This is a genomic window from Gilliamella sp. wkB178 (assembly GCF_001690705.1).
In the GTDB taxonomy this organism is placed as follows: domain Bacteria; phylum Pseudomonadota; class Gammaproteobacteria; order Enterobacterales; family Orbaceae; genus Gilliamella; species Gilliamella apicola_K.
Map to the genome: position 1 here is coordinate 73,396 of NZ_LZGK01000011.1, position 15,961 is coordinate 89,356.

A 15,961-nucleotide genomic window follows, 5' to 3' on the forward strand; every position below is an offset into this window, starting at 1 on the left:
CCGCACTCAGTTGTCGGCACCATCTAACGGCCAATTGAACACCTAAAACCCATTATCTAAATGACTTAATACCCTAACCTATTGCAGAATGCTGTCGGTTTTTATTCCCTCGCTTAAGTGGTGCCGAGGGAAGTAATTGGCATAGAACAGCCGGCAGGAAGCCGGGTGAGCCGTGGGCGCACAGGGATGTGCGATACGCGGCGGTTCGTTAAGTGCCAATTAGCGAGCGAGGGCAGTCACGCAGTGACCACTACTTCCCGCGGGGTGTGGGGAGATTGTTAAGAGGGATTCACACCAATCCCTCTTAACGCGGACGTGGCTCAGTGAATTATTAAGAACACCTTTGCCAATACCGTCCGCAACCTCACGAAATCTTAATTATAACTAATAATTGGCTGAGTTTTTATACTCAAACATACCCCTCTCAGGAAACATCTTAACAAACGGTCTAATCGTACCAACAATCCAATAATTAATTATGTGACAATGTCACTTATAGGCCGCTGTATAACCTCCTTTAAAATAAAAACATATGCGAAATCATAGGCAAACGCACAGCTAAGTGCTATGCTTATAATTCGGTTATTGAACTTATGTTAAGTTAAGCTATTTTATAAAGGTGATTTTTATGACGCTTCCTTCGTTTTTGACTCTCTATAATGAACTTATTTCTACTCCAACTATCAGCAATGTCACCAATGAAAAATTAGATTATTCCAACAAACCGCTTATTGACAAATTAGCGACTTGGTTCACTGATTTAGGTTTTACGGTGGACATTCAACCGGTGCCAAATACCCGCCACAAATTTAATCTGCTTGCTACCTATTCCAATAGCCAAAATAAAACTCAAGGTGGGTTATTACTGAGTGGCCATAGTGATACCGTTCCTTTTGATGATGGCCAGTGGACTAAAGATCCGTTTAAATTAACCGAAGAAAATAACAAATTATATGGCCTTGGTACTGCGGATATGAAAGGCTTTTTTGCTTTTATTTTAGATGCCTTGCGGGATATTGACCTGAAAACACTCACGAAACCAATTTATGTACTGGCCACCGCAGATGAAGAAACCTCAATGGCGGGGGCGTCATTTTTTGCTAAACAAACACAACTGCAACCCGATTGCACCATTATTGGTGAGCCAACATCATTAATTCCTATTCGTGCTCATAAAGGCTTTTTAGCCAATTCGATTAAAGTCATTGGTAAATCAGGCCATTCTAGCGATCCTGATAAAGGCATTAATGCAATTGAAATTATGCATTTAGTTATTGAACGTTTATTAAAACTCAAACACAAATTTAAAGAACAATACCATAACGATGGTTTTACCGTTCCCTACCCGACTTTGAATTTGGGTGTGATCCACGGTGGCGATGCGGCCAATCGAATTTGTGGATGTTGTGAATTGGTAATCGATATTCGTGTATTGCCGGATAATGATGTAGATTCACTGTATAATGCCCTGTGTGAAGCGTTACAACCGGTCATGGATAAGTACCCTAATCGTATTGCTATAGAATATGAAGTGGCACCAATCCCGGGCTATGAATGCAAAAAAGATCATCCGGCATTGCAGCATATTGAAAAGCTAGTTGGTCACACTGCCCAAACTGTAAATTACAGTACTGAAGCCCCTTATTTAAATCAAATAGCGCCAACCATTGTATTAGGGCCGGGTTCTATTGAACAAGCACATCAACCGGATGAATTTATCTCGATGGACTTTTTAAAACCAACTAAAGTGACTATTGAACGCTTGATTAAAGATTTTTGTTTATAATCGAGAAACTCATGCGCCGACTTAGTCGGCGTATAGCGGTTATAGTTCGAATTTAGCTAAGTCACAGGCAATTTCAGTATTAGTAAATACAGTTTTCGCTTCATTAACTAATCTAGTGCTATCTTTTAAGCTATACCTAGGGCTGATGTGGGTAATAATCAGCCGTTTAGCATGCGCCTGTTTGGCAATGGTGGCGGCTTGTACTGTGGTAGAATGACCGCGATCACTGGCTTTAGCTTCTAGAGCATGTTCTTGAGTGGCTTCGTGCACCATGACATCGACATTTTTAGCCAAAGCAATCGATGCCGGGCAAGGAATAGTATCCCCTAAAATAGCTAACTTGCGCCCGGATTTTACACTTCCTAAATAATCATTGCCATTAATGACGCGCCCATCATCAAGAGTCACGGTTTTACCTTGCTTAAGCTGGGCATACAATGGGCCAATATTAATATTATCTTGTTTTAATTTAGCCATATTCAGACTGGCAGGACGATCTTTTTCAATGATCCGATAGCCAAAGCAAGGAACGCGGTGCTGTAACTGTTTGGCTTCAATACAAAATCGCTCATCTGCAAATACCACGCCATCTTGTTCAAGCTCAATAATATTCAGCGAATAAGTCAACCACGAATAACTAATATTAGTCACAGTTTCGATAAACTGTTTAATACCTTTGGGGGCAATTAAAGTTAACGGTGATTGGTTTTGCATTAATGATCGAGTAGTTAACACGCCGGGTAGCCCAAACAGATGATCGCCATGTAAATGAGTTAAGCAGATCAATTCAAGTTTAGCCAGACTAAATTTGGCTTTTTGCATTTGCATTTGTGTGGCTTCACCACAATCAAACAACCACAAATGCCCGCGTTCTTGAACAAGATCTAAAATAATTGCACTAACATTACGTTCTGCGGTTGGACAACCGGCGCTGGTACCAAGAAAAGTAAGATTCATGTCAAGCTAGACGTTTTTACGCTCGACGGTTTGTTCACCCCAAAATAATTTGTTGGCTTTAGTTTTGGCGAAAGCACGTTTTAAGACTTCATCACTGCCTTCTTGCCAAATTTGTTCAGCTAATTCTTCGTCGTGGTTGGCGACTTCGAAAATAGCTTCAGCAATTTCGATAGAGGTTTCACGGACATTTGCCCAAGCACGAATTTCATGGATATCTTTTTTGGTTGGATTCATTTTATTGCTCCTTTTTTATAAGATTAGTGTAAAATAAACCCAATTTATATAAATATCAATAGGTCAGCAAGTTTATGTTAACGATTATTTCTCCGGCAAAAACGCTCGATTATCAAAGCCCACTCATCACCCAACAACATACTTTGCCACAATTTATTAATACTACTAAACAGCTGATTAAAGATTGCCAAAAATTAAGTGCTAACGATTTAGCTAAATTAATGGCTATTAGTCCCAAATTAGCAGAAGTTAATTATCAACGCTTCCAAAATTGGCATGCCGATTTTAACCTAAGCAATGCCAGACAAGCAATTTTAGCCTTTAAAGGTGATGTTTACGCAGGTCTGCATGTTGAAGATTTTAGTGCTAGTGATTTAAAATTTGCCCAGGCGCATTTACGGATTTTGTCCGGTTTATATGGCGTTTTAAGGCCGCTGGACTTAATTCAACCTTACCGCTTAGAAATGGGCATCCGCCTGAAAAATGGTAACAATACCAATTTATATCAATTTTGGGGTGATCAACTGACTGAATACCTCAATAGTGAACTGCGCCAATCCAGTGATGCGACTTTGATTAATTTAGCCTCCAATGAGTATTTTAAGGCAATTAAACCCAAACTATTACAAGCTAAAATTATCCAACCCATCTTTTTAGATAACAGTAAAGGTGAATACAAAGTCATTAGTTTTTATGCTAAAAAAGCCCGTGGACTTATGAGCCGTTTCATTATAAAAAATAGCATTAATAAGAGTAACGATATTAAAAGTTTTAATTTGGAAGGCTATCAATTTGATCAACAACGTTCGACTGAATTAGAATGGTTCTTCTTACGCAATCACTAACCTAAAAGTAGTATTTAATATGGAATTTATTTCAACATTATGGTTACAGTTTTTAGCTACACTGCCTTTATTTATTTTAATATTATTAGGTTATTTAGCCATTAAAGTTGGCCGCTGGCAAAAAACCATTACTGACAGCTTAACCAAATTTACCTTTTATATTGCCTTCCCGATTATGCTATTTCAGATTATGAGTCACTTTTCTGAACATTCACATATCGACATTACGCTATTAATCGTATTTTTTGGCAGTAGTTTTATTGTCTTCGCTATTGGTTGTGTGATTGCTAGCAAAATATTTAAATTAAATGGTTCCGAAAGTACTCTATTTGCCATGGGCGGTATTTACACGAATACCGTGTTTGTGGGGATCCCCATTATCAAAATGTTAATAGGCGATAATGCCATTCCGATTGTGGCGATTATTGTGATCTTTAATGCCTTGATTTTATGGACGCTGGCCAGTGTGTCCATCGAATTTGTGCAAATTGGTAAACTGTCATTCCGGAGTGTCTCGAAAGCACTTAAAAATGTGTCTAAAAACCCGATTATTATTGGTATTTTTGCCGGCATGTTAGTTAATTATAGTGGCTTGCCATTACCTACATTTATTAATCAATCAACCAAAATGGTCAGTGATATGACAGCGCCGTTATCGTTAATTGTGCTAGGGATGGGGCTGGCTGAATACAAAATCCGCGACGATTTAGTGATCACCGCGGCAATTTGCCTATTAAAATTGTTTATTTTGCCAATGGTGACTTATATTTTAGGCAAGTTGTTAGGTTTGCCGTTGTTAGAATTACAAGTGATGGTGGTATTAAGTTCGGTTTCCATTGCCATCAATTGTTACATGATGGCAAGGCAGTTTGAGGTGTTACAAGGGCCGATTGCGTCGAGTTTACTGATCTCAACAGCATTGTCTTCGATCACTACCCCATTGATTTTATCGATTATGATGCAGTTACCGTTTACTCTAGCTTGATTGTGATTGAGTTAATCGGCGGCGTTTAAAGTGGTAATGCAGCATTAAAGCGCCAACAATCACCGCGCTACCTAACAAAAACCGCGGCCAATCAATAGATTGGTGCCAAAACACCACATTCACTAAAATCCCGGTGGGAATAACCACATTATTCATAATTGCCAAGGTGCCGGAATCGACTTTGGTGGCGCCATAATTCCATAAAAAATAACACAAACCGGAAGCGACAACTCCTAGCCACACAATAATTAACCATTGCACATTGGTGGTCGGTAATTTTTGTGGATTACCAAATAACAGCCAACCAATAGCAGCAACTATCACTGCGCCTAAATAAACCCAGGCAAAAGCCTGATGTTGCGGTAGCGGGTACAATTCCATAATGCGTTTATAACCGACTTGCCCCAAGGCAAATACCATATTGGCACCTTGAATCAATAAAAAGCCAATCATGAATTCGGTACTGATATGATCGTAACGAATAATCGCAGCCCCGATCACCGCAATCACAGCAGTGAAAAGGTAACTGAGTCTTAATGGGTGACATTGTAACAAATCATAAATAACCGTCACATAAATAGGCGTGGTGATGGTAAATAACAGCACCTCGGGAACCGAGATATATTGAAAGGAATTATAGTAAAAAAAGTACATAATACCTAACTGACAAGCCCCTACTCCCATCAACAATAACATGGGTTTTGCTTGGAACTGTTTCAAACGTAAAAACGGCACAAAGGTGAGAAAGGCCAAAAGCACCCGCATAACCACCGCAAACCAAGTATCCACCTGGCCACTTAAATATACAGCGATAAAACTAAATGAAAACGACCACACAATGGTCACTAAAATAAGATAAAACATAGGTTATTAATAGTTGTTAAAAATAATCGTTACAAATAATAGTTGGTTATTTCAAGATTGCAGATGGTACCAATTAGCAGCTTTATTGTAAACACAAGTAAAAAATAAAGGTTGACTATTGTCAAGATGTTTCCTGAGAACTATACGTTTCAGTATAAAAACTCAGTATAAAAACTGACTAAACAAAAATCCTCAAGCTTTATGAATTATGGCATAATGTGCGCCAAATTTTAATTCCGTGGCTTTACTCAGCTTGTGAGTAAAGCTAACTTTAAATTAGAGAGTACATTTTTGTGTTAACAACAAATAACATCACTATGCAATTTGGCAGCAAGCCTTTATTTGAAAATATTTCCGTTAAATTTGGTAATGGCAATCGTTATGGCTTAATTGGTGCCAATGGTAGTGGTAAATCCACCTTTATGAAGATAATTGGTGGCGATTTAGTACCCACATCCGGCAATGTGAGTTTAGATCCGCATGAACGCTTGGGTAAATTACGCCAAGATCAGTTTGCCTTTGAACAATATAGCGTGCTGGATACGGTGATTATGGGGCACACACAATTGTGGCAAATTAAACAAGAGCGCGATCGCATTTATGCATTAGCGGAAATGAGCGAAGAAGATGGCTTTAAAGTGGCCGACTTAGAAACTCAATATGCAGAAATGGATGGCTACAGTGCCGAAGCCCGAGCCGGCGAACTATTATTAGGCGTAGGCATTCCGACCGAACAACATTATGGGCTAATGAGCGAAATCGCCCCCGGTTGGAAATTACGGGTATTATTAGCGCAAGCCCTGTTTTCCAATCCGGATATTTTACTGTTAGACGAACCGACCAATAACTTAGATATTGACACTATTCGTTGGTTAGAAAACACCTTAAACGAACGCGAGAGCACTATGATCATCATCTCGCATGATCGCCATTTTTTAAACATGGTTTGCACCCATATGGCCGATATGGATTATGGTGAATTAAGGATTTATCCGGGTAATTATGATGATTATATGACCGCTTCGACCCAAGCCAGAGAACGCTTACTTGCCGATAATGCTAAGAAAAAAGCCCAAATCAGCGAACTACAATCATTTGTCAGCCGTTTTAGTGCTAATGCCTCTAAATCTAAACAAGCTACCTCGCGCGCTCGCCAAATTGAAAAAATCAAACTGGAGGAAGTCAAAGCCTCGAGCCGACAAAATCCATTTATTCGCTTTGAGCAAGACAAGAAGTTATTCCGTAATGCCCTAGTTGTCGAAAATCTGACTAAAGGATTTGATAATGGACCACTGTTTAATGATCTTAATTTAATGGTTGAAGTCGGCGAAAAAGTGGCAATTTTAGGTACCAATGGTATTGGTAAAACTACCTTGTTAAAAACCTTAATGGGCGAACTCACACCAGAACAAGGTGACATAAAATGGTCGGAAAATGCCAATATTGGTTATTATGCTCAAGATCATGAATATGAATTTGCTGAAGATCTAAGCGTATTTGACTGGATGAGCCAGTGGAAGCAACCAACTGATGATGAGCAATCAGTGCGCAGTATTTTAGGGCGATTATTGTTTTCACAAGACGATATCAAAAAACAAGTAAAAGTGCTTTCCGGTGGCGAAAAAGGCCGGATGTTATTTGGTAAATTGATGATGCAACGCCCTAATATTATTGTGATGGACGAACCCACCAATCATTTAGATATGGAATCGATCGAATCCCTGAATACCGCCTTAGAACTTTATCAAGGTACATTATTCTTCGTGTCCCATGACCGCGAATTTGTGAGTTCACTGGCAACCCGAATTATTGAAATCACCCCAGACAAAGTGATCGACTATACCGGTAATTATGAGGATTATTTGCGTAGCCAAGGCATCGAATAACGATTACTTTGCCATAAAAATAGCCACATAAGTGGCTATCTTTTTATGTGCTGATTATTGGCAATATTAGAAATCCAATTCATCCCACCAAATATCGATAAGTGGACTCGCTTGAACATTGGTTAACCCATGGCTTTCTAGCCAACTAGTCACCAAAGTGCGATGTTCTTCGGTACAATTACCTAGTTTTTGGGTGCAAACAATACCTTGCCAATTTAAATAACCACTGCCTTCATAAGCTAAACCATTCGCTTCAATGACTTCATGGATAAACTGATCGACAACTTTGTCCAAAGTTGCTTCATCAGTACCTTCGGCAAATGACCAATTAATGGTGAAGCCTAATTCTTTGAATTCATCGATATGTAATTTTTTACGTAAACGTCGACTGCGATTTACCATAATTTGCGTTCCTTTTCTTTATTGAGTATAACTTGATTTATGTTTCGAAGTAGCCTGCCTGTTAGCTAGTTTACCACTATTTGCTTTGCCATTACTTTTATTTGTTGATGCAGAGCGATTATTGGCTGACCGCGATTTATTTGCTGCCCGGCGCGGTGGCGTTTTTTTTGCCGGTTCAGCTTTAATAGTTGGATCAACGGCAAAGCCTGGAGTAGTTAATTCCGGGATCGGCATTTTAATTAATTTTTCAATGGCTTTCAGTTGTGGCAACTCATCAATACAAACTAACGAGATGGCCTGCCCTTGGTTTTGTGCCCGCCCGGTGCGACCAATGCGGTGCACATAATCCTCGGCCACTTGTGGCAGTTCATAGTTAACCACATAAGGTAATAATTCAATATCCAAACCCCGCGCGGCAATATCGGTGGCTACTAAAGCGCGAATTTGGCCACTTTTAAAATCGGCTAAGGCTTTGGTGCGCGCACCTTGGCTTTTATTGCCGTGGATCGCTGCAGCTTTAATGCCATCTTTAGTTAATTGCTCGGCTAAGTGGTTAGCACCATATTTAGTGCGGGTAAAGATCAACACTTGTTGCCATTGATTTTTGCCAATTAAGTAAGACAGCAGTTCGCGTTTACGGCGTTTATCGACTCGATGGACATATTGGGTGATCTGCTCGGAGGCACTGTTAGTTTTAGCCACCGCAATGGACTGTGGATCATATAAAATAGATTTGGCTAACACTTTAATGTCATTCGAAAAAGTGGCCGAAAACATCAGGTTTTGGCGTTTTTTAGGTAACTTGGCAATCACGCGGCGAATATCATGAATAAAGCCCATATCTAACATACGATCGGCTTCATCCAGCACTAACACTTTAACGGTAGCTAAATCAACAGCATTTTGTTGCACTAAATCCAATAACCGCCCCGGCGTAGCAATTAAGATGTCCACCCCACCCCGTAACTTCATCATTTGTGGATTAATACTAACGCCACCAAACACCACCAATGAACGAATTGGCAAATAGCGACTATAATCGCGAATATTGTCACCTATTTGTGCCGCCAGTTCCCGAGTTGGGGCTAAAATCAGCGCATATAATGGCCGTTTACCCTTTTTAGCTTCAGGTTTATTACTGACATTGGCTTGTTGATCCAACAATTGTTGCAAAATTGGCAAACCAAAGCCGGCGGTTTTACCGGTGCCAGTTTGGGCACTGGCCATTAAATCTTTACCGGATAAAATAACAGGAATGGCTTGTTGTTGAATGGGGGTTGGTTGTGTATAGTTTTGTTCTTGAATAGCTTGTAAAATCTTAGCGTCTAAGCCAAGAGAGTCGAATGACATGCAATGTTCCTAAATAAAAAAAAAATGAATGAATAATTCGTTAGTATTATAAAGCAATTCGCTATTTTTTTCTGGTTATTTCAATATTTGCTGAACGAAAGTTACTTACCCACTGCTAAAGGTGTTATTAAATCACCCATTAACAGTCAGCATTAAATGGTGAAAAATTGTTTTCATAAATAAATAGTGCTAAGCTAAACACCATGATTTTCATTATATTTCTTGATGTTAGACATGATAATGGCATCTATTATCATTTCAAGTTATGTTAATATTTCTCCCTTTAAAACACTAACATAGGGATTGAGTATGTATCTAAATTTTAGTCGCCTAAAAAAATACCTCATTATTTTAATGCTATCCTTATTTAGTCTGAACTGCTTAGCAAAAGATGATCTTACCTTTGCTAACTTCCGTGATATTCGTGATTTAAACCCCCATCTTTATTCCGGCGAAATGTGGGCGCAAAATATGCTGTTTGAATCACTGGTGCATTATAATGAAGATGGTAGTTTTTCACCTTGGTTGGCGGAAAGTTGGAGCATCTCTAATGACAGCAAAACCTATACTTTTAAACTCAGGCAAGATGTTACCTTTAGCGACGGCGCTAAGTTTGATGCCCATAGTGCCAAATTAAATTGGGATGCCGTATTAGCCAATAAAGTCCGCCACACTTGGCTAGAAATGGTGCGCTTAATTACCGAAGTTAAAGCTGTGGATGACTATACTCTGCAAGTTAATCTTTCTGAGCCTTATTATCCATTTTTAATTGAAATTGCCGTTACCCGGCCAATGCGGTTTATCTCACCTAATTCAATGATAAATGGTACCACTAAAGATGGCGTTAAATCTTATATTGGCACCGGCCCTTATGTTTTAGGCGATCATAAAAAAGATCAGTATGCGGTTTTTAACCAAAATCCGACTTATTGGGGCTCAAAACCACCAATTAAAACCATTACCATGAAAGTGATTGCCGACAATCAAAGCCGTTTGCTAGCGTTGGAAAACGGTGAAATTGATTTGATTTATGGCCAAAATATGGTGGATGCTGATTCCTTTGAGCGCTTTTCACATATGGATAACTTTCAAACCTTAATATCCAAACCGGTTTCTAGCCGGATGGTATTACTAAACACTACCCGCGCAATATTAAAAGATGCCAATGTGCGCCGTGCTCTTGAACATATCATCAATAAAAATGATATTTCTACTGGCATTTTTAACGGTAGTGAAGCGCCAGCGGACACTTTAATGGCAACCAATATTCCTTATGCTAATATTGGCTTAAAACCCTATCAATATGACCCCAAATTAGCATCGCAACTTCTTGATGCTGCCGGATGGATCAAAGTAGCCGGACAAGATTATCGTTATCAAGATGGTAAACCTTTCGAGATCACCCTGTATTACAATAGTAATGCCACTTCACAAAAAACTATTGCCCAATACATGCAAGATGAATTTGCCCAAGTTGGTTTAAAATTGAATATTCATGGTGAAGAAGAACAAGGTTATAGTGATCGACTAAAAATTGGTGACTTTGATATGGTGTTTGATATTTCATGGGGCATGCCGTACGATCCGCAATCATTCTTAGCGTCAATGAAGTTACCGGTGCATGGTGATTATATGGCTCAACAAGGGCTGGCGGAGAAAGCGCAGATTGATGCTAGTATTAGCAAAGCGCTTATTGCTACTGACGATAAAACGCGGCAACAACTTTATGCTTATGTGCTGGAAACATTGCATAATGAAGCAGTGTATATTCCGTTAACTTATGAACGTAATCGCGCTATTGCGATTAAATCATTACAAGGGATTGAATTTGCACCATCACAATTTGATATTCCATTTACAAAAATGCACTATTAAATTACTTATTTTATAAATTATTACTGATGCTCAATTATATAATTAAACGCTTACTCATGATGATCCCGATTTTAATTGGTATCACCTTTATCGCTTTCATATTGATTAATTTAGCCCCTTCTGATCCGGCTGAAGTTGCGTTGCGTTTAAATGACATCATGCCAACAGCCGACGCCATTGAGAGTATGCGCCAAGAACTTGGTTTAAACCAACCTTTTTGGAACCGTTATTTCAGCTGGCTGTATAACGTTTTGCATCTTGATTTTGGGCGATCATTTGTTTATCGGGATCGGCTAGTTTGGGATGAAATGATCCGCTCATTAAAACCTACCTTAATTTTGGCTTTATCAGCGTTTGTATTTACCTTAAGCATCAGTTTAGTGCTTGGAGTGTTAGCAGCTATTTTTGCCAACTCCGTGTTTGACCATGGCTTACGTATTATTATTTTTTTAGGCACTGCCATGCCTAGCTATTGGTTAGGGTTATTACTAATTTGGTTCTTTGCCAATTACTGCGGTTGGTTACCAACTGGTGGCTATGGCAGTTGGCAAAATTTAATCTTGCCGACTATCACCTTGTCATTTGTTTACATTTCCACCTATATTCGTTTTATCCGTAACAATATGCTGGAAAATATGCACGACTATTATATTTTTTATGCCCGCTGCCGTGGTTTAAGCAAGCCGAAAATCATCCTCAAACATGTCTTAGTTAATTCATTGCATACCACTATTACTGCACTCGGCATGACCATTCCGCAACTGATTGCCGGTTCGTTTGTGGTGGAGTATATTTTTTCCTGGCCGGGCCTTGGGCGCTTATGTATTGCTGCTATTATGAATCGTGATTATCCGGTTATTCAAGCCTATATTTTAATTATGGCAATTTTGTTTGTGGTGTGTAATTTCATTGTGGATGTGTTACATCAATTGCTCGATCCCAGATTACGTGATAGTGGTGGTATGGCATGAATCTATTACCACAACTTATTAAAAATAAAACGGCACTATGTTGTTTAATCATCATAGCCATAATTATCATTTTGGGGGTTTTGGCACCTTATATTGCCCCGTTCGATCCTAACAAAATCCACATTATGCATAAATATGCCGGCATTTCGGCCGTACATTGGTTAGGCTGTGATCACTTAGGTCGCGATATTTTGTCACGGCTATTATATGGCATTCGCGCAACCGTGTTTTTATCTTTACTGACAATGATTATTACTATTGTGATCGGTTCGCTTATAGGCTTAATTTCCGGCTACCATCGCGGCAAACTTGATGAATGTATAATGCGATTGTGCGATATTATGCTGTCATTCCCGAGCCAAGTGATGATACTCGCCATTGTCGGCATGTTGGGGGTTGGCATTGAAAACGTGATCATTGCCAATATTGTGGTGAAATGGGCTTGGTATAGCCGCATGATTCGTAGTTCAGTGATTAAATACAGTCGCAAAAACTATATTCTGTTCTCCCGTGCGATTGGTGCCCCACCTGCATTTATTATTCGCCACCATTTATTACCTAACGTAATGTCAGAATTAGTTGTATTAGCAACGCTGGACACCGGTTGGGTGATTTTAAATATTTCGGCACTTTCTTTTATTGGTCTTGGCGTGCAAGCGCCAACCGCGGAATGGGGATTAATGTTAAGCGAAGCCAAAAATGTAATGGTGCAACACCCTATGCAAATGGTCTTCCCTGGTATAGCGATATTAGTGGTAGTGGCAGCATTTAATATGCTTGGTGATTGTTTGCGTGACATTCTTGACCCAAAGGGGCAAAAACATGAATAATCCATTGCTCACAGTAAACAACCTCACCGTTGCTCTGAATAATGGCAAGGTGTTACTTAATGATATTTCGTTTACGGTCGCCCATAATCAATGCTTGGGCATAGTCGGCGAAAGTGGCAGTGGTAAAAGCCTAACTATTAAGACGATTATTGGTTTGTTAGAGCCCTACTTTTCGATTCAGGGGCAAGTCCTATTTGCACCCCAGCAAAACCAACTTAACTTAGCTAAATCGGGTGATTTGCTTAAACAAACCCCGGAAACCTTACGCCGTATTCGTGGCAAAATAATTGCAGTGATCTTACAACACCCTATGAATGCCTTTGATCCTTTATATCGCATTGGCGATCAGATTATTGAAACCTTAATGGCACACCAAGCAATCAGTAAAAAAGCAGCCATGACTAAAGCACTAAATATGATTACTGACGTAGGATTAACCGACCCGAAACAAATATTTAATAAATATCCGCATCAATTAAGTGGTGGTATGTTACAGCGTATAATGATTGGTATTGCGTTAATGCTGGAACCAGAGTTAATTATTGCCGATGAACCTACAACCGCATTAGATTCAATTAGCCAATACCACATTTTAAAAATGTTTGAAAAAATTAAACAACAAGCACAAACAGCTATGATTGTTATCTCGCATGATTTAGGGGTCATTCATCATATTGCCGATCATATTTTAGTCATGCATCAAGGCACAATTGTTGAACAAGGCAGCCGCGATCACATTTTTCACCATGCAAGCAGTGAATATACCCACCGTTTAATCAATGCACGCTTACAACTGTTAACTAAATTTAATGCCATTATTCACCCTAAAGCGTCAAAATCAACGAGGGAGTGTTGCTAAATGTCTGCGTTATTACAGCTTGAAAATGTAAGCAAAGCTTATAGGCAACCGCAGCAAGGGTTATTTAATCGCCAAAAAACGCCGGTCATCAACAACGTTTCCTTTAGTTTAAAGCAAGGTGAATGCCTGGGTATTATTGGTGCAAGTGGCAGTGGCAAAAGTACACTGGGTAAACTAATTTTAGGTTTAGAGAAGCCCGACCATGGCAAGATTTACTTTGATGGTCATGAAATGCAAACCCGTACATGGCGCAAATTACAACTACAACGGCAATTAAGTGCCGTATTTCAAGATTATAATGCCTCGGTCAATCCTTATTTTAAGGTAGCGCAGATTATTGGCGAGCCGATTGCTATTTACACTAACATGTCCAAAAAAGATCGCCAACAACGCATAGAACAATTGCTAGAACAAGTTGGTTTGGATCACAGCTTTTATCATCGTTTTCCTCATGAAATCAGTGGTGGCCAATTGCAACGCGTGTGCATTGCGCGGGCAATTGCTTGTGATCCTAAATTCATCTTATTCGATGAAGCCGTAAGTTCTTTAGATATTTCGGTACAAACACAAATTTTGGCTTTATTAGCTGAGTTACAAAAACAGTTAAACCTTACTGCTATTTTTATTAGCCACGATTTAACTACCATCACCTATTTATGTAATCGCGTTATATTTTTCCAACATGGCACAATCGTCGAGAGTATTGATGATATTACGCAACTTAAGCAGGTGCAAAACAGTTATTCAAAGCAACTTTTGCAATCAATTCTAGGTTTTTAGCATGATGACAACCGCAACACCGCTTCATAAACAATATCGCTTTAAAAATTACCTGGCATTAGTGATCCCTTTTATTATTTCAACCATTACTACTCCACTACTAGGTGTGGTCGATACCGCTTTAGTCGGCCATTTACCCAACCCGGCTTTTATTGCCGGCATAGCTGTGGGTGCGGTTATTTTTAATACTATTTATTGGTTATTTGGTTTTTTGCGGGTGAGCACCACCGGTTTTGCCGCCCAGGCTTTAGATGATCCGATGTTATTAAGATCATCCCTGATCCGGCCGTTATTTATTGCGATCTTTTTAGGCATTTGCTTCATTGTTTTTCAAAAGCTGATTTTTGCCGCCTCCATGCAAGTTATACAACCTAATGATGAAGTCAAACATTATGCGAATATCTATTTTAGCATCCTAATTTGGGGCGCCCCTTTTGTGCTAATCAATTACGTTTTAGTGGGTTGGTTAATGGGCATGGCAAAAGTGAAAGCAGTATTATTGTTACAAGTGCTTATTAATCTGCTTAACATAATTATGGCAATTATTTTTGTTTGGCAATTGCATTGGAACATTGAAGGTGTGGCCTTAGCAACCTTAAGTGCCCAAGTTATTTGTAGCTTATTGGGGGTTGGGTTTATCTTTGGTTATTTACCCAAGACTAAGCAAAAAACTGATCTAAGAGCAATTTTATCTTGGCAATCACTAAAAGGGGTGATTTTGGTCAATACCAATTTAATGATTCGTACCCTTTGCTTATTAATTGTCACCAATCATTTTATTGCTATCGGTTCGAGTTTTAACACCGAAGTTTTAGCCGCTAATGCCGTTTTATTCCAGATTCACTATTTAATGGCTTATATTTTTGATGGTTTTGCCAATGCTTCGAGTGTTTTTAGTGGCAAAGCTAAGGGCAATAAAGATCTAGTGTTATACAAACAAACCTTACATTGGTCACTACTTGCCTGCATCATCTGCCCGATTATTTTAATCATACTGTGGATTGGCTTTGACACTTATATTATCAAGCTATTAACCAATCAAAATCAAATTATCGCCATCTGCCTTGATTACCAATATTGGTTAATTATCTTCCCGATAGTAGTGGCTGGTGGTCTGATTTATTATGGCGTTTTTTCCGGGATCAGCTACACCGCATCCATTCGTGATTCGATGATCTTAGCCCTAATATTATGGTTAGTTGCTCAATATGTTTGCGTGCCTATTTGGGGCAATAATGGTTTATGGCTGTCATATATATTATTTAGTCTGGGGCGCACGCTATTTTTAGTAATTTGGATTAACCGATCTAAGCAACATATTTTGGCTTAACTTGAAT

The 15,961-nt window shown here is 39.2% G+C and carries 15 protein-coding genes; 10 read left to right on the forward strand and 5 right to left on the reverse strand.

Annotated features, from left to right (window positions below; translation table 11 throughout):
* Window positions 1–622: 622 nt before the first annotated feature.
* Window positions 623–1,786: an acetylornithine deacetylase gene (gene argE / locus A9G13_RS01760; RefSeq protein ID WP_255307338.1), complete on the forward strand. Its 1,164-nt coding sequence runs from the start codon at window positions 623–625 to the stop codon at window positions 1,784–1,786.
* 39 nt (window positions 1,787–1,825) lie between these two features.
* On the opposite strand, the gene rnz is transcribed toward argE, so the two are convergent.
* Window positions 1,826–2,743: a ribonuclease Z gene (gene rnz / locus A9G13_RS01765; protein WP_065555904.1), complete on the reverse strand. Its 918-nt coding sequence runs from the start codon at window positions 2,741–2,743 to the stop codon at window positions 1,826–1,828.
* Between the two features lie 6 nt (window positions 2,744–2,749).
* Entirely contained in the window at window positions 2,750–2,977 is a 228-nt protein-coding gene (locus A9G13_RS01770; protein WP_065555905.1) for a YccJ family protein, read from the reverse strand.
* Window positions 2,978–3,051: 74 nt separating this feature from the next.
* Here A9G13_RS01770 and yaaA point away from each other — a divergent pair, with 74 nt between their 5' ends.
* On the forward strand, window positions 3,052–3,822 hold the full coding sequence (gene yaaA, locus A9G13_RS01775) for a peroxide stress protein YaaA (RefSeq protein WP_065555906.1): 771 nt from the start codon (window positions 3,052–3,054) through the stop codon (window positions 3,820–3,822).
* A 19-nt stretch (window positions 3,823–3,841) separates the two neighbouring features.
* Window positions 3,842–4,807, forward strand: coding sequence for an AEC family transporter (locus A9G13_RS01780; protein WP_065555907.1), 966 nt, complete (start codon window positions 3,842–3,844; stop codon window positions 4,805–4,807).
* On the opposite strand, the gene A9G13_RS01785 is transcribed toward A9G13_RS01780, so the two are convergent.
* On the reverse strand, window positions 4,799–5,671 hold the full coding sequence (locus A9G13_RS01785) for a carboxylate/amino acid/amine transporter (protein ID WP_065555908.1): 873 nt from the start codon (window positions 5,669–5,671) through the stop codon (window positions 4,799–4,801). The two genes, A9G13_RS01780 and A9G13_RS01785, sit on opposite strands and share 9 nt — an antisense overlap.
* A gap of 293 nt (window positions 5,672–5,964) precedes the next feature.
* Here A9G13_RS01785 and A9G13_RS01790 point away from each other — a divergent pair, with 293 nt between their 5' ends.
* Window positions 5,965–7,557 carry an ABC-F family ATPase gene (locus tag A9G13_RS01790; RefSeq protein WP_081301123.1) on the forward strand — a complete coding sequence of 531 codons (1,593 nt, stop codon included), beginning with the start codon at window positions 5,965–5,967 and terminating at the stop codon, window positions 7,555–7,557.
* A gap of 66 nt (window positions 7,558–7,623) precedes the next feature.
* Here the strand turns inward: A9G13_RS01790 and A9G13_RS01795 are convergent, their stop codons facing one another.
* Both A9G13_RS01795 and A9G13_RS01800 read right to left on the reverse strand, forming a co-directional pair.
* Window positions 7,624–7,962: a YggL family protein gene (locus A9G13_RS01795; protein WP_141670841.1), complete on the reverse strand. Its 339-nt coding sequence runs from the start codon at window positions 7,960–7,962 to the stop codon at window positions 7,624–7,626.
* Window positions 7,963–7,977: 15 nt separating this feature from the next.
* Entirely contained in the window at window positions 7,978–9,309 is a 1,332-nt protein-coding gene (locus A9G13_RS01800) for a DEAD/DEAH box helicase (protein WP_065555911.1), read from the reverse strand.
* 309 nt (window positions 9,310–9,618) lie between these two features.
* Between A9G13_RS01800 and nikA the strand changes: the two genes are divergently transcribed.
* From nikA to A9G13_RS01830, 6 genes are read left to right on the forward strand one after another with little or no spacing between them, the layout of a single operon-like run.
* Window positions 9,619–11,184, forward strand: a complete 1,566-nt coding sequence (nikA, locus tag A9G13_RS01805) for a nickel ABC transporter substrate-binding protein (RefSeq protein WP_065555912.1) — start codon at window positions 9,619–9,621, stop codon at window positions 11,182–11,184.
* Window positions 11,185–11,210: 26 nt separating this feature from the next.
* Complete coding sequence (opp1B, locus tag A9G13_RS01810; protein ID WP_065555913.1) at window positions 11,211–12,155, forward strand: nickel/cobalt ABC transporter permease; 945 nt, start codon at window positions 11,211–11,213, stop codon at window positions 12,153–12,155.
* The gene (gene opp1C / locus A9G13_RS01815) at window positions 12,152–12,985 is read left to right on the forward strand and encodes a nickel/cobalt ABC transporter permease (RefSeq protein ID WP_065555914.1); all 834 of its coding nucleotides are present in this window, start codon (window positions 12,152–12,154) and stop codon (window positions 12,983–12,985) included. Before opp1B ends, opp1C begins: the two co-directional genes overlap by 4 nt.
* On the forward strand, window positions 12,978–13,844 hold the full coding sequence (locus A9G13_RS01820) for an ABC transporter ATP-binding protein (protein ID WP_065555915.1): 867 nt from the start codon (window positions 12,978–12,980) through the stop codon (window positions 13,842–13,844). The genes opp1C and A9G13_RS01820 overlap by 8 nt, the downstream gene beginning before the upstream one ends.
* Window positions 13,845–14,624 carry an ABC transporter ATP-binding protein gene (locus A9G13_RS01825; protein WP_065555916.1) on the forward strand — a complete coding sequence of 260 codons (780 nt, stop codon included), beginning with the start codon at window positions 13,845–13,847 and terminating at the stop codon, window positions 14,622–14,624.
* A gap of 1 nt (window position 14,625) precedes the next feature.
* Complete coding sequence (locus A9G13_RS01830) at window positions 14,626–15,954, forward strand: MATE family efflux transporter (protein WP_218059120.1); 1,329 nt, start codon at window positions 14,626–14,628, stop codon at window positions 15,952–15,954.
* Window positions 15,955–15,961: the final 7 nt, after the last annotated feature.

What these genes read in the sequence shown, in the direction of transcription:
- rnz (WP_065555904.1), bottom strand. Translation starts at nt 2,743, where the DNA reads ATGAATCTTACTTTTCTTGGTACCAGCGCCGGTTGTCCAACCGCAGAA.
- A9G13_RS01770 (WP_065555905.1), bottom strand. Translation starts at nt 2,977, where the DNA reads ATGAATCCAACCAAAAAAGATATCCATGAAATTCGTGCTTGGGCAAAT.
- yaaA (WP_065555906.1), top strand. Translation starts at nt 3,052, where the DNA reads ATGTTAACGATTATTTCTCCGGCAAAAACGCTCGATTATCAAAGCCCA.
- A9G13_RS01780 (WP_065555907.1), top strand. Translation starts at nt 3,842, where the DNA reads ATGGAATTTATTTCAACATTATGGTTACAGTTTTTAGCTACACTGCCT.
- A9G13_RS01785 (WP_065555908.1), bottom strand. Translation starts at nt 5,671, where the DNA reads ATGTTTTATCTTATTTTAGTGACCATTGTGTGGTCGTTTTCATTTAGT.
- A9G13_RS01800 (WP_065555911.1), bottom strand. Translation starts at nt 9,309, where the DNA reads ATGTCATTCGACTCTCTTGGCTTAGACGCTAAGATTTTACAAGCTATT.
- nikA (WP_065555912.1), top strand. Translation starts at nt 9,619, where the DNA reads ATGTATCTAAATTTTAGTCGCCTAAAAAAATACCTCATTATTTTAATG.
- opp1B (WP_065555913.1), top strand. Translation starts at nt 11,211, where the DNA reads ATGCTCAATTATATAATTAAACGCTTACTCATGATGATCCCGATTTTA.
- opp1C (WP_065555914.1), top strand. Translation starts at nt 12,152, where the DNA reads ATGAATCTATTACCACAACTTATTAAAAATAAAACGGCACTATGTTGT.
- A9G13_RS01820 (WP_065555915.1), top strand. Translation starts at nt 12,978, where the DNA reads ATGAATAATCCATTGCTCACAGTAAACAACCTCACCGTTGCTCTGAAT.
- A9G13_RS01825 (WP_065555916.1), top strand. Translation starts at nt 13,845, where the DNA reads ATGTCTGCGTTATTACAGCTTGAAAATGTAAGCAAAGCTTATAGGCAA.
- A9G13_RS01830 (WP_218059120.1), top strand. Translation starts at nt 14,626, where the DNA reads ATGATGACAACCGCAACACCGCTTCATAAACAATATCGCTTTAAAAAT.